This is a genomic window from Neptuniibacter pectenicola (assembly GCF_001597735.1).
In the GTDB taxonomy this organism is placed as follows: domain Bacteria; phylum Pseudomonadota; class Gammaproteobacteria; order Pseudomonadales; family Balneatricaceae; genus Neptuniibacter; species Neptuniibacter pectenicola.
This window is the reverse complement of sequence record NZ_LUTS01000009.1, coordinates 1-19808: the sequence shown is the minus strand read 5'-3', so window position 1 is coordinate 19808 and position 19808 is coordinate 1. Positions and strand designations below refer to the sequence as shown.

Genomic DNA, 19808 nt, shown 5'->3' with positions numbered 1-19808 from the left:
ACTTTCGATCTCTTTTGAGCTAATTTTGCCCTGTGACCTTTAGTCGATTCAATAAAAACCGTTCAACACAAAACCTTTTGGTTATTGTCGGCTTAATTCTATTTTCCGGGTTAATTCTCGGCATCACGTTTATGCAGTTTTCCACGGCTAGACAAGCCGATACTGAAACCCAAAACCTCGGCAAAGCACTCGCACAAAATAGCGATATTTTAATTCGCCCCTTGCTCCTCTCGAATGATCGCGTCAGCCTAAACTACCTGCTAAATGAGCTACAGCAGATACCTTATATCAAAGGGCTACAAGTCACCGATCCATCCGGTGTCGTCATTGCCAGAGCGGGTGATGTCAGCGACATCAAGCTACAACAACGCTTAATTCAACAAGAAAAAACCATCGCCACCGTCACGTTATGGCTAACACCCGAGCCTCTGGAGGCCATTCTACGCAGTCAATTTTGGCCTCTACTCTTATTGGCTTGCGCCATTGCCGCACTTACATTATTGGCGATCTGGCTCTTTGGCCGCACGACTAATACCGACAATCAAGACGAAGAGACGGAAAACAACCCAACACCCGATCGTCTATCCGGTTTAACCTTCTCAGAATCGCTGGCTATACAGAGTGAAACCTTCACCTTCGACAGCCCAGAGCCCTCTCAACCTGCGCCAACCCATGAGACAACGACTAAACCAATCCCAGCGGAAGCAGCAGACAATACACCGTCTGAGCCCACGCCAGCGGTCAGCAACAATAATGAGCCTGATACTGATACCGACTACGACAGCTCAATCGATGAATTGAATCAAGGTGATCAATTACACACCAATGCGTTAGTCGACCTGCTCAAACCGGAGCCAAACAATGCACCCAAAATGCCGAAGTTTGAGCATCATCCACAAGAGTTAGAGCACACCGAACAAACCGATACAGCCGATGAGTTCTCGGTTGAAGAGGAGCCGATCAACAAGGCTCCGGCCCCTGACACCAACACAATAAAAACAGAGAATCCACTCTTCAAAAGTGCCGACGCTGAAGCCGCACGCGGACGGAAAGAGATACAACTGGGCCTCTACTCGTTTGAAGATGAACTGGAACTCTTTTTAGCGCCCCAAGATGCGATCTACCTTTTTTATATTGATAGTACGACCGCCAGCTCAGACAATATGCATCCAGACGAGAAAGCGACCTTACTGAATGTTTACCTTCACTTGGCGAAACAGGTCGCGCGTATTTATAACGGTGAAGCTGAGCAACTCGATAATCAGGATATCTTACTGCGCTTTGAGTTAAGAGATGACAAAGACAGCCACGGCATTAACGCACTCTGTGCAGCCATGCTCTTTAGCCTGCTGTACAAAGGGTTCAATCAGGCGCGAATTAAAGGTTTCCAGCCGGTGTTAAGCTTACAGATGTCGCTCTCTCGTGGACACTACGACAAATACACATTAGTAAAAGAGGAAGCTCACTTCCTTACTCGAACCACCAATAGTAATGAGCTGATTAGCCATACAGCGCTTACTGAAGCCCCGCTCCTAAAACGCGCACTCCTACAGCAGGCTGATATTCGTCGTGAAGATGAAGACAAAGTATTACTGTTAAAGGTCACGCCTAAGCATCAAGCGCTGCTGCAAAAACAAGCGAACCACCTACTCACCAAAATCTTTAAAAAATCATAATCCCAGATAGGTTTACTTAACAAACCGTTTTTTAAACTCAGTCGGGGTCTGGCCGGTAATTTTAGTAAACGTTTTTCTAAACGCACTTAAATCTTCATACCCGACCTCCGCCGCGATCTTCTCAAACGAGGTTGTGCTTGTTTCAATAATCTCACACGCTTTCTGAATTCTAAGACGCTGCAAATATTGGGTCGGCTTTAGCCCGGTCGCTTTCACAAAGCGGCGTAAAAAGGTTCGCCCAGTTAGATGGGATTGATCCGCCAACTGCTGAATAACAACGGTCTGCTGAAAGTTACGCTGTAAGTGATGTTGCGCTTTAATAATAGCCTCATCACCATGGTCAAGTTTTGGCGAAAAACTCTGGTAATAGCTTTGCTCTCGCGGACCCGTGTCCACAATCAGAAACTTACCCAACTGGCGCATAATCTTAGAATTAGTAAACTGCGCGACCAACTCCAAACCTAAGTCGATCCAGCTCATTAAGCCGCCCGCCGTAATAATATCCGTATCGTTTATGAGCAGTTTATTCGTATTAAGCTCAACCGCCGGAAATCGCTTCGCAAAATCATCCGCTAACGCCCAGTGCGTCGTCACCTTACGGCCATCTAACAAACCGGTTTCAGCCAATACAAATGCACCAGCACAGACCGAGCAGATGATCGCTCCATTTTTATGCTGCTGCTTTAACCACGCCAGCAGTGCGGGTTGAGGTTTTGAATAGTAGCTATCATCTAAACAGGGCGGTAAAACAATGACATTAAGCGGCTTAAACACCCCCTGATCACCCTCCTTAAGCTGCTGGCTATCACACATTGAGGTGTTAAATACATCACCTAGCTCGTGCTGTCGGCAGATCTGATTCGCAAGATAAAACTGCTCAGCAATCCCTTGAACCGCCGAAAGCAATGCGCCAGGATAATGCACTATACCTATCTCAACCTGCTTTATTGTCATATTCAACCTCTTTTATGCCAATTTCGCCCTCAGTATATGGTTTAAAATCATCGAATAATAGGGATCGAGGATCTAACCATCGTTCCACACTTAGAATTCAATTAGCCACATAAATTGATAGGAAAGTTTTTATGACAACGTTAACGACTATTCGCGATCTTGCCGGTCTTGGACATGAAGCAAGCTCAGTGCAGGAATCCGCCCTAATTATCATTGATGCGCAAAATACGTACTGTGAAGGGGTCATGAAGTTAGAGGGCGTAGAAGCCGCATTAGTTGAATGCAGAAAGCTTTTAGAGCGTTTCCGTCAAGCGGGCCGACCTATTTTTCATATTAGACATGATGCTGGCCCCGGCACACCTTACGACGTTACAGCGCCGATTGGCCAAATTGCTGATGTCGTTGCACCGATTGACGGCGAAGCGGTTATCACGAAGAACTACCCAAACTCCTTTGCACAAACGGAGCTAGAGGAACTGCTGCAGAAAGCCGGCGTTAAAAACCTAATCTTAGCCGGGTTTATGTCTCATATGTGCGTAAACTCCACGGCCCGCGCCGCTTTCACCTTGGGCTACAACCCTACAGTCGTAGCCTCTGCAACAGCAACACGCGCACTACCATCAAAAGTAACAGGGAAAGATGTTCCCGCTGCACAGATCCATGAGGCAGCTTTAGCGGCCCTATCCGATCTACCCTCAGCGGTTGTGCCAGCCGTCAGCGATGTTCCTGATTAAGGGATGCCTGACTAAGCTATTCCTGACTAAATAGGCATGCATAAGCACACCTGAGTAAGTCATGACACAGAGAGCGTAAGAGCGAGTCCACAGGGCAGGCTCTTACGCTTGATGTTCGCCCACCTCACTGCCCAGCAGCGCAATTATAATAAGCGACATTGAGTGTTGTTGAATCCAGCAGTTGTTTAAGCCCAGCTTTTAAACGCATCGTATCCGAAGCCCCTTCAGGCGTTAAACGATAGCGTTTTGTCATCGTCGCCTGAACCGGCGTCACACTGTCCCTACCCGGCACAACAAAATCAGCCCAACAGTTTACCTGCACATCCGTTTGCTGACCCGTTTTACTTTGCACCGCAAACGTCACATCTAAATAACACAGAGAGCCTCCCGTAATCATCGAGCGTCCCTCACAGACGGGCTGCGCAGCCGATACGTTAATAGCAAACGCGCTCTCAGCCACCGTATCGGGGGTCAAGGTTTGGGGCTGAATATAGCGGTTATACACCCAGCCCTTAACATTCGCCTTATGGCTATCTAAATAGAAGATCTCTGACCAATCTCCCTCGCGGCGAGTTTCCAGTACTAACTGGTGCTGCGGGGCTTTGGTGATAATATGTCCACTATGGCTCGGCCCTTGCCGAACATTTAGTGAGTCCACCATCACCATATAAAAATCCACCGCCATAGCGCTGTTTGCTATGAGAACAAGACAACCGCCCAGCACGCATTTAAGCCATCGCACTTAATCCACAGCCTCCGCTGATTCCGTTTCTGCACGTTCAACATCTAAACTATCCACACGCTGATAACCCCGTGGAAGTTTATTGCCTCGACGGCCACGCTCCCCTCGGTAGTGTTCAATATCGGAAGGTTTCAGTTTTAAATGCTGTCGACCTGCATGCACAAGTAAAGTGTCATCCGCCGATAAGATCGCAATGGCAACCACCAGCTCCTCTCGGCTGGCCGCGCGCGCAGAAGGAATATTAATAATCTTATTCCCTTTACCTTTGACTAATTCAGGTAGCTCCGCCACAGGGAAGACTAAGAGACGCCCCTCATTCGTGACCGCAGCCAATAAGTTAGCTGAGGTATCATTCACCAGCGTCGGCGCTAAGATCTGAGCATTTTTAGGCAGCGTGAGTGCCGCTTTACCATTTTTAGTTTTACTGGTGAGGTCACTAATCTTAGTAATAAAGCCGTAACCCGCATCGGATGCCATTAAGACCTTATCGCTGTCTTTACCCGCGATGGCCGCATCGATAGTCGAGCCTTTTGGCAAAGTAATACGGCCAGTAATCGGCTCACCCTGCCCCCGGGCAGACGGTAGATTATGTGTATCAACCGTGAAACTTCGTCCCGTTGTATCAAAAAGAATCGTCGGCTGGTTCGTTCGGCCTTTGCACTCAAGTTTAAAGGCATCACCGGATTTATAATTTAAACCCGCGCCATCAATATCATGGCCTTTGGCTGCACGCACCCAGCCCTGTTTAGAGATAACGACCGTTACAGGATCGGAAGTAAGTAGGTCTTTCTCACTGAACGCTTGCGCTTCTTCGCGTGAAACAATCGGTGAACGGCGGTCGTCACCATAGATCTCTGCCGCTTCTTTTAACTCTTGCTTAATCAGCTTACGCATCTTGCTGTCAGAACCGAGGATCGCCTCTAGCTTTTGACGCTCTTCATCTAACTCGTTTTGCTCTGACTGGATCTTAAACTCTTCCAGCTTAGCTAAATGACGTAGTTTTAAATCGAGAATCGCATCCGCTTGAACTTCGGTCAGCCCAAAACGCTTAACCAGCTCGGCCTTTGGATGGTCTTCGTGACGGATAATGGCGATAACCTCATCAATATTGAGGTAAGCCACCATTAAACCTTCAAGGATATGCAACCGATCCAACACTTTCTCTAAGCGGTGCTGCAAACGTTTCCGTACTATATTGGTTCGCCAGCCTAACCACTCCACCAAAATCTGGCGCAGGTTTTTAACTTGCGGCTTACCATCAACACCAATCATGTTCATATTGACACGGTAGGTGCGCTCTAAGTCTGTTGAGGCAAACAGGTGTGCCATCAACTGCTCAACATCAACACGGTTAGAGCGAGGAATAATCACAAGCCGTGTTGGGTTCTCATGATCGGATTCATCACGTAGATCGCTGACCATCGGCAGTTTTTTCTGCTGCATCTGCGCCGCAATCTGTTCCAGAATTTTAGCGCCAGACACTTGATGGGGTAGCGCGGTGATAACAATTTCACCCTGCTCTTTCATATACACAGCACGCATACGCACGGAGCCTCGCCCCGTTTCGTAGATCTGTTTAAGATCGCGACGGGCCGTAATAATCTCTGCATCGGTGGGCATATCAGGCCCAGGCACAAACTCACAAAGCTCATCCAGATCGGCACGCGGGTGATCCAATAGATGGATACAGGCCCGGGTAACTTCATTCAGGTTATGAGGCAGAATGTCAGTCGCCATACCGACAGCGATACCGGTAGTACCATTGAGTAACACGTTCGGCAGACGGGCCGGTAGAATCATCGGCTCCTGCATTGTGCCATCAAAGTTAGGGGCCCAATCGACTGTTCCCTGTGCCACTTCAGCTAACAACACTTCAGCGTAAGGGGATAAACGTGATTCGGTATAACGCATGGCCGCGAACGACTTAGGATCATCTTGTGACCCCCAGTTTCCCTGACCATCAACTAAGGGGTAGCGATAACTAAAGGGCTGCGCCATCAACACCATCGCTTCGTAACAGGCAGAATCACCATGGGGGTGAAACTTACCCAATACATCACCCACGGTACGGGCTGACTTTTTATATTTGGCGGTTGCCTTTAAACCCAGCTCAGACATCGCATATACAATGCGGCGCTGTACGGGTTTCATGCCATCACCAATATGGGGCAAAGCACGGTCAAGGATGACGTACATGGAGTAATCCAGATACGCCTTCTCGGTAAAGTCTTTAAGTGCTATGCGCTCATGGCCATCTTCGAACGTTGTTTGTACCGTCATATCTACGTGTTACCGCTTATCAATATCTGTTTCATTAATGAGTGGAGGTTTAAAACCCTTAAACGATTAGGTCCGTTTTAAATAGCTCCACTGGCCGTCAAGAGTAAACCTCACTGCCGGGTTTAAATATCCGCCAGATTACCCTTACTCTGCAGCCATTCTTTACGATCGCCAGAACGTTTCTTAGCGAGTAGCATATCCATCATTTCGTTGGTGCCATCACCGGGAGCTACCGTCAACTGAACTAAACGACGGGTATCCGGTGACATGGTTGTTTCTCGTAGCTGTAACGGGTTCATCTCACCCAACCCTTTGAATCGCTGTACACCAATCTTCGCGTTCTTACGCTCAGCACGAATACGTTCCATAATGCCATCACGCTCCGAATCATCGAGCGCGTAATACACCTCTTTTGCCACATCGATACGGTAAAGCGGTGGCATCGCTACATAAACATGCCCCTCGCTAACCAGATGCTTAAAGTGCCGGACAAACAGTGCACATAACAGTGTCGCGATATGCAAACCATCGGAGTCGGCATCCGCTAAGATACAGACTTTACCGTACCTTAAACCTTCCAAATCATCCGAGCCGGGCTCCACACCAATAGCAACCGATATGTCGTGAATCTCTTGGGAGCCAAGGACTTCGCTGGGATCGACTTCCCACGAGTTTAAAATCTTACCGCGCAGGGGCATAATCGCTTGGAACTCACGCTCACGCGCTTGTTTTGCGGAGCCGCCCGCCGAATCACCCTCGACCAGAAACAGCTCTGACTGCATAGTATCTGCACCCGAACAATCGGCCAATTTACCCGGCAGTGCGGGGCCTTGGGTGACTTTCTTACGGATCACTTTTTTGTTTGAGCGCATACGCTTTTGCGCATTCGCGATGATCACTTCGGCCAGTTGCTCACCCTCCTCCACATGGCGGTTAAGCCATAAGGAGAACGCATCTTTTATTGCGCCGGAAATAAAGGCCGCAATTTGACGTGTAGAGAGTCGCTCTTTTGTTTGTCCCGCAAACTGAGGGTCCTGCATTTTGGCCGATAGCACATAGCAGCACTTATCCCACACATCGTCTGCGGTGAGCTTTACCCCCCGTGGCAATAAGCTACGGAATTCACAAAACTCACGCATCGCCTCCAACAAGCCGGTACGCAGCCCATTAACGTGGGTCCCGCCTTGTGCGGTAGGGATCAGGTTTACGTAACTCTCGCAGGTCATTTCGCCACCTTCAGGTAGCCACTGCACGGCCCACTCCACCGCATCCTCTTCCCCTTGCAAGGAGCCGGAGAAGGGTTCTAACGGCAGCGATTCAAACACCTGCGTCGTCCCTTTAAGATAATCGATTAGACCATCTTCGTAGTACCACTCCTCTTTCTCACGCTTAGCACCGGTGAGATCGGTAAAGGTCACTTTTAAACCGGGACAAAGCACCGCTTTAGCCCGTAAGTTATGCTTTAAACGGGAGACACTGTATTTTGGCGAATCAAAATACTTAGGGTCGGCAAGAAAACGCACCGTTGAACCTGTATTGCGTTTGCCACAGGTATCGATAACCTCAAGCTCAGATACTTTTTCACCATCGGCAAAACCGATTCGATACACCTGCCCATCACGGCGAACTTGTACTTCCAACAGCTTTGACAAGGCATTAACAACGGATACCCCAACCCCGTGCAAACCACCGGAGTAGTTGTAGTTATCATTGTTAAATTTACCCCCTGCATGCAGCTTACAAAGAATCAACTCAACCCCGCTCACCCCCTCTTCTGGGTGGATATCGACAGGCATACCTCGACCATCATCGGTCACACTTAATGAGTTATCTTTATTAAGCACCACATCGATCTGTTTTGCATGACCCGCTAACGCCTCATCCACCGAGTTATCGATGACTTCTTGCGCCAGATGGTTTGGTCGATCCGTCTCGGTATACATCCCCGGACGACGTCTTACCGGATCTAAACCGCTTAAGACCTCAATGGAACCAGCATCATATTGCTTGGACATCAATCGTATTTCCTGTTGCTATGCTTTCTATGTATCAGGCGAAAGCTCATATAAACCATACTAAGCTTTACGCAGGCTACTTAATTTTATATTGGTTGCGCATCTGGCAGCTCAACCCGCCCTTGAGCAAACGCCAAAATCGCGGGAATCATTTTTTCAAACTGATCAAACCCGTGTGAACCTCCCGGCTGTATAAACTGCGGAGAGTCTACAAACTTATCCACAGCCTCACGGTAATCTAATGTTTCATCACCCGTCTGTGTCAGCAGTAAATATGAATCAGGTTTGCCTATCGATTCACAATTGATGGCTAACAGCTGCGCTAAATGCGCGTTGGTTAGCTCATAGGATTCACCGCTATATAAGTTCTGGTTCTCACCCAAATATTGGGGCAATAACTCAAAGGGCCGAACAGATGGATTAATTAATACCGCCCGCACATGGGGGTAATGCTCAGTCAGCCAAGTACTATAATACCCACCTAACGAGCTCCCCAGCAGGATCACCGGCTGCCGATGGTGTGCTTCAACCATAGCGGTCAGCGTTTCCATCGCAACGGCGGGCTCATAGGAGAGTGCAGGAATTAACACCTGGTCTGCACACCCCCTCTCTTGCATATAATGCAAAAACAGCTGGGCCTTCATCGACTCTGGCGAGCTATTAAAACCATGTACGTAAATAAAGATTGGCTTATTCATTTTCGTCCTCTGAACAAGAACTTACCGGAGGCAAAAGGCTGGCGCAATACCCAGCCAAACTATGATGTTAATCGAACCACATCAGATTGGATCTCTCCATCATCATACAGTTGAATTCTGCGGTAGGCAGGCCCCGTAAAACGAGGATCATCTTCTGTCGTCGCTACAGCAGAAAAGGGTTTAAATTGCGGTGCTGTTGCAGGGCTCACGAGCACGTTCACCGCCCCCCGTTGCTGTTGAACCGCATGGTGCACATGGCCACAGACAACCCCTTTGACCTGAGGACAGCTATCAACCAGTGCCCAGAAATCGTTTTTATTCCCTAACCCTATGTTATCCATCCACTCACTTTTTACCGGCACAGGGTGATGGTGCAATGCCACCAACACATGCTGATCCGAAGCGGTCTGCGCGAGCTGCTGAGCAAAAAAGGCTAACTCTTCGTTCGCAAGAGAGCCTCCGCCTTTACCATCGGGAGAGGCGGTACTATCTAACAAAATAACTCGCCAAGCGCCCTGTTCGACCACCTTGCGGTTATAACCCAACGCGGAGAAACGTGCCATCTCATCGATTAAATCATGATTACCCGGCAACCAACAGCTCGGAAAAGGCAGGCCTTGCAGGCTCAACGCTAAACGATCATACGCAGCCGGTGCATGGTGTGTAAGGTCACCCGTCAGCAGCAGAAGGTCTGCTGCTTCACCTTCAATATGCTGCATAACGTGCTGAAAACGCCGTTCAACGTTTTCCCCACGCATTAATGTGGTGGGGTCTTGCTGAAGGTGCATATCCGTGACTTGAAGTAACCTAACAGAATGCCCCCTAGCCACTGAACACGATCTCCATGAGATGGCCATACCGTAGGCACTCACTTAACCACTCGCCAAGGTACTCGTTTAACTGAAGTTTTTCATCAGGCAGGTGCATATTAGGGTTTGGATAGGGGTAAGCGCCGGACAGCTGTTTACGCCGCTGCATACAGATCACTTCGGCCACGGAGGCATCATGATAAAGACGGACCACAAGCCCCGGTGATTCTAGCCAAGGGGAGTTGGTTTCATAACGATGGCTAACTAAAACCGTTGAGGTATATTTAAAACGCTCATCAACCTTTAAACGCAGATACGCACTATGCTCAGGCCAACTCACCTGAAACTCTCGCTCATCGCAGTTGTCCAGATCCGGCAGGAGCTTCATTATGCGCACATAATTCGCCTCGCATTGGGACATCTGCCGAGTTAGGTCTGGAATATATTTACGCTTCATACGTCTCAACTTTCTTATTCATATGTGAATACGCTCACACTTCATCACACTCTGTAGGCTAACGCGACCAACGCTGGTCAAGCGCGTCTTTATTTACCTGTAACCACAGCAACGCAATCATCGCTGGCGCATTGTTAATTTTACCGCTTTTTACCCATTCAAATGCAGCCTCAACAGGTACTTTATGTACTTTGATATCTTCACCTTCCTCAGGAAGACCGTGAATACCACCAATACCTTGTGAATCCACACTAGCACAAAGCAGGTCAATATACTCACGCGTACCGCCAGAGCTTGGTACGAAGCGACTGATCTTTAACACTTCACCTAGCTGGGCTCCCGCCTCTTCTACCGACTCTCGCCGCGCCACATCCTCAGGGGTTTCGCCCTGCTCAACAATACCGGCCACCAGCTCTAATAACCAAGGCCCATCAGGGTGATCAAAAGCACCGACGCGGAACTGCTCGACTAATACCACCACCTGCCGCGGCGCATCATAAAGCAAGACACACACCGCATCGTCACGATAAAACAGCTCACGCTGAATACTAATCGTTTCGCCAGCAAAGGTTTTATGGGTCAGATGCAACTTAAACATCTTAAAAAAACCATCGTAAAGCGGTTCCTGCTTATCGACACTGAAATCTTTTTGCTGATAGGTTGGCTGCCAACCCTCAAACATAGGGTGTTCAGACATCTTTTTTACCCCTGCGGTCATTCATAGAGAAACCCACTATAACAAGCACGGGTTTCATGGCTAGATTAAGACTTATAATTGCTTAGTATATTCTTATGCTTTATTGTTATACCCATATAAACCGTCGTAACGGAGACCTTAAGATGCGCCCTTTGGCCGAAGTTTTTCCTCTTTTAGGTTGGCTAAAGCACTACCAACGCCAGACGTTTATCAGCGATCTAGTCGCCGGTATTATTGTCGCTATCTTATTAATTCCTCAAGGGATGGCTTACGCTATTCTGGCCGGGCTACCTCCCCAGTATGGTCTCTATGCCAGTATACTGCCGCTGTTTATCTATTCATTATTAGGCAGTAGTCGCTCCCTGGCGGTCGGGCCTGTCGCCATCGCCTCGCTCATGGTGAGCACATCCATCAGCCAACTGGCACCCCAAAGTGAGGCGGACTATATTAATGCCGCGATCAACCTATCTCTCTTGGTCGGCGTTATTTTACTCGTTCTACGTTGTATAAGACTGGGGGCCATTGTCAATTTTATCAGCCATTCAGTGCTAACCGGCTTTACCAGTGCAGCAGCCATTATCATCGCACTAAGCCAAGTAAAACATCTATTAGGGCTCGATCTGGCCCGTGCAGAGCGCATTGATGAAAGCCTTATGGCTATTGCCTCAAACCTACCCAACACGAATAGCATAACCGCCGTGATATCCGTGATCGCGTTTATCATTTTATGGTATTGCAAACGAACATTATGCGACCAACTCTTACGCCTCAAACTACCTCAAGGGGTCGTTGAACCGATCTGCAAAGCTGGGCCTATGTTTGCGTTACTGATCGGTTCTATCGCCGTTTGGTACTTTAGCTTTGACCAAACAGCGGCAGTCAAAACCGTCGGTATGATTCCGCAAGGGCTCCCCCATCTACACGCTCTACATATTGATGTAGATCTGTGGCGACAGTTAATGATGCCCGCACTGTTGATTGCTTTAATTGGGTTTCTCGAAAGCGTTTCCGTCGGAACCGCCCTTGCAAGTAAACGGCAGGAACGGATCAACCCCAATAAAGAGTTGGTCGCCCTTGGTATGGCGAATATTGGCTCAGCACTAAGTGGGACTTATCCCGTTGCCGGTGGATTTGGCCGTTCAATGGTTAACTATAGCGCTGGCGCGCAAACCACAATCGCCTCGATGATTAGCGCAATACTGGTCGCGATTACCGTCGCCTTTTTAACCCCGCTCTTTTACTACTTACCTAAAGCCGTCCTTGGGGCCATTATTATTATGGCGGTGATTCCGCTCATCAATATTGTCGCCTTTAAAACCTGCTGGCGCTTTAATAAAGCCGATGCCCTTACGCTGGCAGCCACCTTCTTTTTAGTACTGTTCACCGGCGTTGAGATCGGTATTTTATCGGGGATTGCGATCTCGGTAGCCCTGCTTATTTACCGATCAAGCCAACCCCATATCGCGATTGTGGGTCGCGTTGGCGACAGTGAACATTTTAGAAATATTACTCGGCATGATGTCACGACAGGAAAGAGTACATTAGCTTTGCGGGTCGACGAGAGTCTCTACTTTGCCAATACGCGCTTTGTAGAGGAGTTTATCTTGCAGCAGTGTGCCGATAACAAACAGATAAAACACATTATTCTCATCTGCACCGCCGTCAATTTTATTGATGCCAGCGCACTAGAAACCTTAGAGAATCTCATCATCAACCTACGCGATGAGGGGGTGACCTTACATCTTGCCGAGGTCAAAGGGCCCGTGATGGATCAATTGAACAGCACGCACTTTCTCACCCAGCTGGCACCCGGCAACATCTACTTTACAACAGACCAAGCGATGCGCGAGGTCGCAGGGGTATAGTCACGACTTAGGCGGTGCGTTGCCTATCCTCAACACAGGTAGCGCGCCGCTGCGAAATAAACAGCAAACTATCGGCACTGCGTTTTGCTTCTTTTTTCGCCATGGCCGCCAGCTCGGCTACCTCATGGAAGCTCTCGCATTTATACGGGTCCGGATGAACCACACCAATCGCCAAACCTAACAATGGGAAAAAGGAGCGAACACCTTTGCGGTCGGTCGACCAGATACCCTCCGTCTGAAGATCTTTAGGCAGGTAAAACGAGCGCACCTCTTGATCGAACTCCCGAATAATACGCTCACAACTTAATTGCCAATCGAGGGTGCGGAAGATCACAACAAAATCATCGCCCCCCACATGCCCAATAAAGTTCCTATCGTTATCAATAAAGCGCGTTAACAGGTCGCCCAACAAGCGGATCACTTGATCCCCTTTGGAGTAGCCATAGCAGTCATTGAAGGGTTTAAAGTTATTCAGATCAAAATAAGCCACATGGAAGTCCGCCGTGCTTTTTAACAGGGCATCCACCTCATTATTAATCGGCACATTGCCGGGCAATAAGGTTAAAGGGTTGGCATACTGGGCATTTTGAATTTTCAACGCGGTCAGACGTTTTAAAAGGTCACGCAAGTTACCCATCCCTAAGTAACAATCCTCCTCAGTGATAATAATATCCTGCTGAAGTGCACTGCTTTCCTGCCCCGTCACAAGCCTAGATACATCCACCAAGCTTAACTGACTGTCCACCAGCAACACATCCTCACATAGGATGCGTGAAACAGGCTTTTTCTCATACAGTGCGCGACCATACTGCGTAGAAAACAGCTCAAGCAGATCTGACTTTTTAACAACACCCAACGGAATCCCATCACGGATAACCGGTAAGGCGCTAACATCCGGGTTAGCACGGAACTGCTCACTAACAAATAACACGGTATCTTCTGGCGAAACCGCCGGTGTCTGACGTAACAGTGATATTGCAGATTCGCCCTGATCAACAAGGGGACTCTCGTCATTACACATAAGATCGCCGCCGCCCATAGGGGTCCAAGTAAACTGGGGTTCTGGGCTGGGGTAACCCAAGTAGAAACCTTGCCCAATACTAATCCCCAACTCCAGAAGCGTCGCAACCTCCTCCTTGCGCTCAATACCTTCGGCAATAACCTTGCAGCCGGTGGCATTACTAATATTATAAATAGCGCGCACAAACTCCCGCTTCACCGGGTCGGTATCAATATGCGACACAAAATGACGATCAATCTTCACATATTCGGGGTTTAATTCAGACCAAAGCTTTAAACCGGAATAGCCTGTCCCTAGGTCATCCACCGCCACTTGAAACCCCATATTGCGATAATACTCAACCGCATTATGGGTCAGTCCTTGCTGATCAAAGGGATGCTGTTCTGATAGCTCAATCACGATATCGGAGATAGATATGCCTAACTCTTGCAAAAGCTCCGATGTAAAACCTTCCGTATGTTCCGGCGTACCTAGCAATGAAGCACTGATATTTAAAAACAGCTTTCCGCCCGGTTTTAACTCAGCAAAACGCGCCAAAGAGCAGCGACGGGACAGCAGCTCTAAGGTGTGTAAAAGGTTATTTTCAATCGCCGTTTGAAAAAGTGCGCCGGGGGACGCCATCGCACTCCCAGCAGGGCCACGGATCAAGGCCTCATGGCCAATGACCTCACCTTTTTTCAAATCGACTATGGGCTGAAAATGTGGATAAAGAGATTCTGTCTCCAGAATCTCTAACAACAGCTTATGACGCATATCTGCGCCGACTTCATCAGTTGCACGTAACATAGGTTAATCAATCACACTATTTAAGGTAGTGCGTAGGCTAACGCCCCTATATTACATTTGAGTGAAAATGTTTAATTCCCTTTACACCGACACCCCTGCGGCAAACTGCCTTAGCAACTGAATCTCGTCAGGCCAGATCGTTTCGTCGATGGTTTCTAACACTAACGGAATGCCACGAAAACGGTCATCCTGCATAATAAAACGAAACACATCTAATCCAATCTCACCTTGGCCGAGGCTATGGTGACGATCAAGGTGGGAGTTTAATCCCCCCTTAGAATCATTTAGGTGCATCCCTTTTAAATACTGAAAGCCAACAATCTGCGCAAACTGATCAAACACCTCGGCACAGCTCTCTAGCGTGCGTATATCATAACCCGCAGCAAACATATGGCAGGTATCGATACAGACACCTACTCGCGACTTATCCTCCACTTGGTCGATAATCGCAGCCAACTGTTCAAAGCGATAACCTAAGTTACTGCCCTGCCCTGCGGTATTTTCGATCACCGCCGTAACGCCGTGGCTTTGCCCTAACGCCCAATTGATCGAATCGGCGATTTTAGCCATGCACTCAGTCTCAGAGATCGTGCGAAGATGACTGCCGGGATGAAAGTTAAGATAAACCAACCCCAGTTGTTCACAGCGCTTCAACTCATCCAGAAACGCCTCTCTAGATTTTTGTAGCGCCGCCTCATCAGGATGACCTAAATTAATGAGGTAGGAGTCATGGGGAAGGATCTGTTCAGGCTTAAAACCCGCCGCTGCACACTGCTGTTTGAATGTTTCAATCGTCTTAGGTTCAAGCGCTTTCGCCACCCAGCGACGTTGATTTTTAGTAAACAGCGCAAAGGCATTCGCGCCGATTTTCTCAGCATTTAACGGCGCATTTTGTACACCGCCCGACGCGCTCACGTGGGCACCCACGTAATAAGGTTGTTGATTCATCTAGGTTGTAACTCGACATAACAGGGTGAAAAGCTAACTAAGCTCTGTTCGAAGTTTGTCTCTAATATCCATCAGCATCTGACCAAAGGCATTCGTCGCCCGCATATCACGGCCACTGCCCCAGAAATAGTCATACTGGCTCACATCCGCAATCGCCGTATCACCGCTATCCAGTAACATTTTCGCGACCTCAGGATAGGTACGGCACTTAATATAGGTGCCACGCGTCATATAGATCAGCTTAACGTTGTCCCAGTCTTTGCGCTTTTGATGCTTTTTGCTTTTACCTAAGCTCGCCGCCTCCTTGGGACTCGGCGCTAGGCGGATCTGTTCACGGTACTCCGCATCCCCAAACTTCATCGCCTGATAGTAGTGCTCCACCGACGGCCACTCACAGCCCTCTAACTCAAAGGGATGTTTGGAGTATGAAGCCAAAGGGTTATCAGGATCGGTCCGCGTTAACGTAAAAAGTTTTTTCTCTTTTTGACCAAAAAACATGCAGGGCATCCTAATTATTCAGAAGTGATCAAAATATACCGCGTTTAGGCGGGGTAGGCACTCTTAAATGCGAGAAAGGCTGGGGTTAAAGATGGGAACAGGGACGAGGATATCACTCAATTTTAAAGCGTTTACGCTAAACGGTTTGCCCGAAAACGACATTCAAGAGAGCAGCCTAACCCGAAAATAGCCAACGCTATTTTGTCCTTGTTGCATATATTGTTAGGCCTTGATTATCTCACGCTCAATAAATACTTCTTTAGCTACGAACATACCATTTAAAGCTGCTGGAAAACCAGCATATACAGCCATTTGTATGATTACTTCAACAACTTCTTCTGGCTTGCAACCTACATTCAAAGCGCCATTAATATGAACATTTAATTGAGGTGCGCAACTACCTAGTGCGGTCAATGCCGCAACAGTTGCTAATTCTCGACTCTTTAAATCAAGCCCTGGTCGTTGATAAATATCCCCAAAAGGAAACTCAATTGTATATTTTGCTAAATCAGGCGAAATGGCAGCCAAGCTATCAATCACTTTTTGTCCGGCATCGCCATCTATTTCATTTAATTTATTGAGGCCAGACTCATAACGTTGATTATTCATTAACACTCCAATAGTCGTTTATTGTGCACATTGCACAATAATGCAACTCTACAACTTAGAGTAAACTCTAAGTCAAGTGTTAAGTTCCAACTCAATAGTTTCACTGTAATGTTTGATTTTCTCTTTTAGCTTTTTAAGGTGATACATATCTTCAGCTATTTTGTCTTCTAACATAACAGCATGATCTTCTAAAATTTTCATTCTTAGTTCAGATGTTGACGCCCCTTCACCTCTTAAATCTGCATACTTCAAAATATTTTCAAGTGGCATCCCCGTGTCTTTTAGCCGCTTTATAAATTCAACCCAGATGATATCTTTTTCTGTAAACCAACGATGGCCACTAGCGTTCCGAGAAACACCCCGTAACAAACCAATTTTTTCGTAATATCTAATCGTATAAGGCGATATCTCTGTTATTTCAGAAAACTTTTTAATATTCATACAACTCTCGAAAGTATCTACAAATCGTGGGGCACTCTGTCACTTCTCCCCTCCCCCTAAACACCAACGTAACCTTACTGCGTCCGAATGCTTTGACTTACTATAAGTCTCAACGTTATGACTGGATCAAAAATATATAATTATTTCGACAGCAAGGGGGACACGACAGCAAGGGGGACAGGGACAGCAAGGGGAGGACAGCAAGGGGGACAGGCACCCTTAAATTGACAATACCCTTACTCAATCCTAAGATCAAAGCCAAGCATTATTCATCACATCGATAAAAGGATTTACCGATGACTCGCCCTAGAAAGGAACTCGTATCCGTTAAAGATACGCCCTATTACCATATTGTTTCTCGTTGTGTTCGCCGCTCATTTTTATGTGGCTTGGATCACTCAACAGGTAAAGACTACGAACACCGTCGTCAATGGATCGAAGACCGAATACGCATTCTATCTTCACTCTTTTCCATTGATATCTGCGCCTATGCCGTAATGTCAAACCATCTTCACATTGTGATTAAACTCTGCCCTACTCAAGCACAACGCTGGTCAAATACTGAAGTTGTAACGCGCTGGTTAAGTTTATTCAAAGGCCCCTTACTGATTCAACAATGGCAAGCAGGTGAGTCTCTAAGCAACGCTCAGCTCGATACAGTGAGTGATATGATAGAAGTCTACCGGGAACGCTTAGCTAGCCTGAGTTGGTTTATGAAATGTCTAAATGAACCCATTGCTCGCCAAGCTAATCAAGAAGACAAGTGCACCGGCCACTTCTGGGAGTCTCGTTATAAATCGCAAGCCCTACTAACCGAAGAAGCATTACTGTCTTGCATGGCCTATGTAGATCTAAACCCTATACGCGCAGATATGGCTAAAACACCGGAAGATTCAAAGCATACGAGCATCAAAGAGCGCATAAATCCGAAATTCAATTTAACATCCGCGGTAGACTCTCAAAAAGCACTGCTTGCTTTGCAACATTTCCAATTCCCAGCTAAACCTCTGGCACAATTTGAAGGAAATATCCGAAACGAAGAACAGCAGGGTATTCTATTCAGCCTTGAGGATTATCTCACCTTGGTTGATATGACAGGCCGAATCCTACGCGATGACAAACGCGGTGCAATATCCGCACACTTACCACCCATACTAGAAAGGTTAGAAATAAATCAAGAAGAATGGCTGAATAACGCCACTCAGTTTGAAAGGCTTTATCACAAAAAATTCGCACGAAAACGAAGGCATAACCAAGCGGCCTGGCCTCACCCCTCTTATCTATAACCTATAAAGTATCAGCCCAATTACTGAGAGATACTGCTGTCTTAAAAACACCGAATACCTCCCAATAAACACTGAAAACCATCAATCAGCTACTTGAAGTGAAAACAAAGCCTAACTGCAAAATCTATAACGAAGAAATGAAGGGGCCTTTCTTTAAGGTGCATGTCCCTGCTTATTCGCTCCATTTGCTACGGCAACGTCATGTAACTCTTTTACTTGCTCTGACGAATCGCATGTAAAACCAATAGTGGAACCATTAGCTGCACTCATTGGCTTACCGTTTATTGGCTCAGTTACGCAGAAAATCGAATCATTATGAATATAGAAAAGCCGTGTCTGCCCCGTGTCGTTAACATTGACGACGGGGTCTTTTACACCCAGAACTCCAAGTACTGAGTTATAAAAGTTCTTTGATCTTTCAATGTCATCTGATCCAACCATTACATGACTAAACATTCCATACTCTCTTGTGTGTGCGTCTAACGCCTGAACAGCCGCGTATTTATGCGTCGGCTGGCTTGACTTGTTAAATGCATACCACTACGATAGTGCGCATAGTTAATGCGTATAACCCATATTGCGAGTTAGAGTAATGCAACCTTTAATTGATAGCAAGGCCCCAAAGAAAGCAACAAACCTAAGCATAAACAAAGAGTTACTGGCCGAGGCCCGCATATTGAAAATAAACCTATCTGCAACACTGGAGCAGGCCCTGACTGAAAAAGTACGCAAGGAACGACGAAAACAGTGGCTGGAGGATAACCAGGAAGCTATTGAAGCATGCAATGAACTTGCTGAAAAAAACGGCCTCTTTGCTGATAAGCACAGGGTGTTTTAATGAAACAGTTTGACGTTTATGTAAATACAGATAAGGACACAAATAAAACCTACCCTTATTTTGTTGATATTCAAAGTGGCCTCCTTAATACATTGAATACCAGAGTTGTGATTCCGCTAACTCCTGCCAACAAACCAGACAAGAGCTACCCTGATAATCTTTGCCCGATTATTAAAATAAAAAATAAAAATTATGCGTTACTAACTCATCAGCTTACGAGCGTTTCGGCAAATTTTCTAAAAAAGAATGAATGCACGATTATCTCAAGAAGAGATGAAATTATAGGGGCGATAGACTTTCTGGTTACTGGCATTTAACGCCGCGCTCTGCGGCAATTTTGGAGCGCAGCGGAAAAATTGTCCGACAGCAGCGCCTTGTGTACGCCCAGCATGGGCATGAACTAATGAGGTGAAAGTCCTCTGTAGGAAGGTCACCATCCATAGCGATTTATATC

The 19808-nt window shown here is 47.2% G+C and carries 20 protein-coding genes; 6 read left to right on the top strand and 14 right to left on the bottom strand.

Annotated features, from left to right (window positions below; translation table 11 throughout):
* Positions 1-131: 131 nt before the first annotated feature.
* Positions 132-1676 (top strand): hypothetical protein, encoded by a 1545-nt coding sequence (locus A3773_RS12275; protein ID WP_156473526.1) that lies wholly within the window; start codon positions 132-134, stop codon positions 1674-1676.
* A 12-nt stretch (positions 1677-1688) separates the two neighbouring features.
* On the opposite strand, the gene A3773_RS12270 is transcribed toward A3773_RS12275, so the two are convergent.
* Complete coding sequence (locus A3773_RS12270) at positions 1689-2630, bottom strand: GlxA family transcriptional regulator (protein WP_067986436.1); 942 nt, start codon at positions 2628-2630, stop codon at positions 1689-1691.
* Positions 2631-2761: 131 nt separating this feature from the next.
* Here A3773_RS12270 and A3773_RS12265 point away from each other — a divergent pair, with 131 nt between their 5' ends.
* Positions 2762-3364, top strand: a complete 603-nt coding sequence (locus tag A3773_RS12265) for a cysteine hydrolase family protein (RefSeq protein ID WP_067986433.1) — start codon at positions 2762-2764, stop codon at positions 3362-3364.
* 124 nt (positions 3365-3488) lie between these two features.
* On the opposite strand, the gene A3773_RS12260 is transcribed toward A3773_RS12265, so the two are convergent.
* The 7 genes from A3773_RS12260 to A3773_RS12230 form a co-directional block, all read right to left on the bottom strand.
* On the bottom strand, positions 3489-4106 hold the full coding sequence (locus tag A3773_RS12260; RefSeq protein WP_156473525.1) for an SH3 domain-containing protein: 618 nt from the start codon (positions 4104-4106) through the stop codon (positions 3489-3491).
* Positions 4107-6386 carry a DNA topoisomerase IV subunit A gene (gene parC, locus A3773_RS12255; protein ID WP_067986428.1) on the bottom strand — a complete coding sequence of 760 codons (2280 nt, stop codon included), beginning with the start codon at positions 6384-6386 and terminating at the stop codon, positions 4107-4109.
* A gap of 122 nt (positions 6387-6508) precedes the next feature.
* Positions 6509-8401 carry a DNA topoisomerase IV subunit B gene (gene parE, locus A3773_RS12250; RefSeq protein WP_067986426.1) on the bottom strand — a complete coding sequence of 631 codons (1893 nt, stop codon included), beginning with the start codon at positions 8399-8401 and terminating at the stop codon, positions 6509-6511.
* A gap of 86 nt (positions 8402-8487) precedes the next feature.
* Positions 8488-9099, bottom strand: a complete 612-nt coding sequence (locus A3773_RS12245) for a YqiA/YcfP family alpha/beta fold hydrolase (RefSeq protein ID WP_067986424.1) — start codon at positions 9097-9099, stop codon at positions 8488-8490.
* Positions 9100-9158: 59 nt separating this feature from the next.
* The gene (locus A3773_RS12240; RefSeq protein ID WP_197462777.1) at positions 9159-9929 is read right to left on the bottom strand and encodes a metallophosphoesterase; all 771 of its coding nucleotides are present in this window, start codon (positions 9927-9929) and stop codon (positions 9159-9161) included.
* Complete coding sequence (locus tag A3773_RS12235) at positions 9922-10365, bottom strand: DUF1249 domain-containing protein (RefSeq protein ID WP_067986419.1); 444 nt, start codon at positions 10363-10365, stop codon at positions 9922-9924. Before A3773_RS12235 ends, A3773_RS12240 begins: the two co-directional genes overlap by 8 nt.
* A gap of 58 nt (positions 10366-10423) precedes the next feature.
* Positions 10424-11062: an NUDIX domain-containing protein gene (locus A3773_RS12230; RefSeq protein ID WP_067986702.1), complete on the bottom strand. Its 639-nt coding sequence runs from the start codon at positions 11060-11062 to the stop codon at positions 10424-10426.
* A 143-nt stretch (positions 11063-11205) separates the two neighbouring features.
* Between A3773_RS12230 and A3773_RS12225 the strand changes: the two genes are divergently transcribed.
* On the top strand, positions 11206-12927 hold the full coding sequence (locus A3773_RS12225) for a SulP family inorganic anion transporter (RefSeq protein WP_067986417.1): 1722 nt from the start codon (positions 11206-11208) through the stop codon (positions 12925-12927).
* A 7-nt stretch (positions 12928-12934) separates the two neighbouring features.
* Here the strand turns inward: A3773_RS12225 and A3773_RS12220 are convergent, their stop codons facing one another.
* The 5 genes from A3773_RS12220 to A3773_RS12200 all read right to left on the bottom strand — a co-directional run bounded on the left by A3773_RS12220 (position 12935) and on the right by A3773_RS12200 (position 17230).
* Positions 12935-14734 (bottom strand): GGDEF domain-containing protein, encoded by a 1800-nt coding sequence (locus A3773_RS12220; RefSeq protein WP_067986415.1) that lies wholly within the window; start codon positions 14732-14734, stop codon positions 12935-12937.
* A gap of 81 nt (positions 14735-14815) precedes the next feature.
* Positions 14816-15682, bottom strand: a complete 867-nt coding sequence (gene nfo / locus A3773_RS12215) for a deoxyribonuclease IV (protein ID WP_067986413.1) — start codon at positions 15680-15682, stop codon at positions 14816-14818.
* 33 nt (positions 15683-15715) lie between these two features.
* On the bottom strand, positions 15716-16180 hold the full coding sequence (ybiA, locus tag A3773_RS12210; protein ID WP_067986411.1) for a riboflavin biosynthesis intermediates N-glycosidase: 465 nt from the start codon (positions 16178-16180) through the stop codon (positions 15716-15718).
* A gap of 222 nt (positions 16181-16402) precedes the next feature.
* A complete protein-coding gene (locus A3773_RS12205; protein WP_067986409.1) occupies positions 16403-16789 on the bottom strand; it encodes a carboxymuconolactone decarboxylase family protein in 387 nt (128 codons plus the stop codon).
* A gap of 72 nt (positions 16790-16861) precedes the next feature.
* Entirely contained in the window at positions 16862-17230 is a 369-nt protein-coding gene (locus A3773_RS12200) for a MerR family transcriptional regulator (protein WP_067986407.1), read from the bottom strand.
* Positions 17231-17526: 296 nt separating this feature from the next.
* Between A3773_RS12200 and A3773_RS12195 the strand changes: the two genes are divergently transcribed.
* A complete protein-coding gene (locus A3773_RS12195; protein WP_067986405.1) occupies positions 17527-18516 on the top strand; it encodes a transposase in 990 nt (329 codons plus the stop codon).
* Between the two features lie 153 nt (positions 18517-18669).
* Here the strand turns inward: A3773_RS12195 and A3773_RS12190 are convergent, their stop codons facing one another.
* Positions 18670-18972 carry a VOC family protein gene (locus A3773_RS12190; protein WP_082800623.1) on the bottom strand — a complete coding sequence of 101 codons (303 nt, stop codon included), beginning with the start codon at positions 18970-18972 and terminating at the stop codon, positions 18670-18672.
* A gap of 136 nt (positions 18973-19108) precedes the next feature.
* Between A3773_RS12190 and A3773_RS12185 the strand changes: the two genes are divergently transcribed.
* Both A3773_RS12185 and A3773_RS12180 read left to right on the top strand, forming a co-directional pair.
* On the top strand, positions 19109-19354 hold the full coding sequence (locus tag A3773_RS12185; protein WP_067986402.1) for a type II toxin-antitoxin system CcdA family antitoxin: 246 nt from the start codon (positions 19109-19111) through the stop codon (positions 19352-19354).
* A complete protein-coding gene (locus tag A3773_RS12180) occupies positions 19354-19671 on the top strand; it encodes a CcdB family protein (RefSeq protein ID WP_067986400.1) in 318 nt (105 codons plus the stop codon). The genes A3773_RS12185 and A3773_RS12180 overlap by 1 nt, the downstream gene beginning before the upstream one ends.
* Positions 19672-19808 lie beyond the last annotated feature (137 nt).

Bases quoted from the DNA above. Each gene is read 5' to 3' on its own strand.
- A3773_RS12275 (WP_156473526.1), top strand. From the start codon at position 132: ATGCAGTTTTCCACGGCTAGACAAGCCGATACTGAAACCCAAAACCTC.
- A3773_RS12270 (WP_067986436.1), bottom strand. From the start codon at position 2,630: ATGACAATAAAGCAGGTTGAGATAGGTATAGTGCATTATCCTGGCGCA.
- A3773_RS12265 (WP_067986433.1), top strand. From the start codon at position 2,762: ATGACAACGTTAACGACTATTCGCGATCTTGCCGGTCTTGGACATGAA.
- parC (WP_067986428.1), bottom strand. From the start codon at position 6,386: ATGACGGTACAAACAACGTTCGAAGATGGCCATGAGCGCATAGCACTT.
- parE (WP_067986426.1), bottom strand. From the start codon at position 8,401: ATGTCCAAGCAATATGATGCTGGTTCCATTGAGGTCTTAAGCGGTTTA.
- A3773_RS12245 (WP_067986424.1), bottom strand. From the start codon at position 9,099: ATGAATAAGCCAATCTTTATTTACGTACATGGTTTTAATAGCTCGCCA.
- A3773_RS12235 (WP_067986419.1), bottom strand. From the start codon at position 10,365: ATGAAGCGTAAATATATTCCAGACCTAACTCGGCAGATGTCCCAATGC.
- A3773_RS12230 (WP_067986702.1), bottom strand. From the start codon at position 11,062: ATGTCTGAACACCCTATGTTTGAGGGTTGGCAGCCAACCTATCAGCAA.
- A3773_RS12225 (WP_067986417.1), top strand. From the start codon at position 11,206: ATGCGCCCTTTGGCCGAAGTTTTTCCTCTTTTAGGTTGGCTAAAGCAC.
- A3773_RS12220 (WP_067986415.1), bottom strand. From the start codon at position 14,734: ATGTTACGTGCAACTGATGAAGTCGGCGCAGATATGCGTCATAAGCTG.
- nfo (WP_067986413.1), bottom strand. From the start codon at position 15,682: ATGAATCAACAACCTTATTACGTGGGTGCCCACGTGAGCGCGTCGGGC.
- ybiA (WP_067986411.1), bottom strand. From the start codon at position 16,180: ATGTTTTTTGGTCAAAAAGAGAAAAAACTTTTTACGTTAACGCGGACC.
- A3773_RS12205 (WP_067986409.1), bottom strand. From the start codon at position 16,789: ATGAATAATCAACGTTATGAGTCTGGCCTCAATAAATTAAATGAAATA.
- A3773_RS12200 (WP_067986407.1), bottom strand. From the start codon at position 17,230: ATGAATATTAAAAAGTTTTCTGAAATAACAGAGATATCGCCTTATACG.
- A3773_RS12195 (WP_067986405.1), top strand. From the start codon at position 17,527: ATGACTCGCCCTAGAAAGGAACTCGTATCCGTTAAAGATACGCCCTAT.
- A3773_RS12190 (WP_082800623.1), bottom strand. From the start codon at position 18,972: ATGTTTAGTCATGTAATGGTTGGATCAGATGACATTGAAAGATCAAAG.
- A3773_RS12185 (WP_067986402.1), top strand. From the start codon at position 19,109: ATGCAACCTTTAATTGATAGCAAGGCCCCAAAGAAAGCAACAAACCTA.
- A3773_RS12180 (WP_067986400.1), top strand. From the start codon at position 19,354: ATGAAACAGTTTGACGTTTATGTAAATACAGATAAGGACACAAATAAA.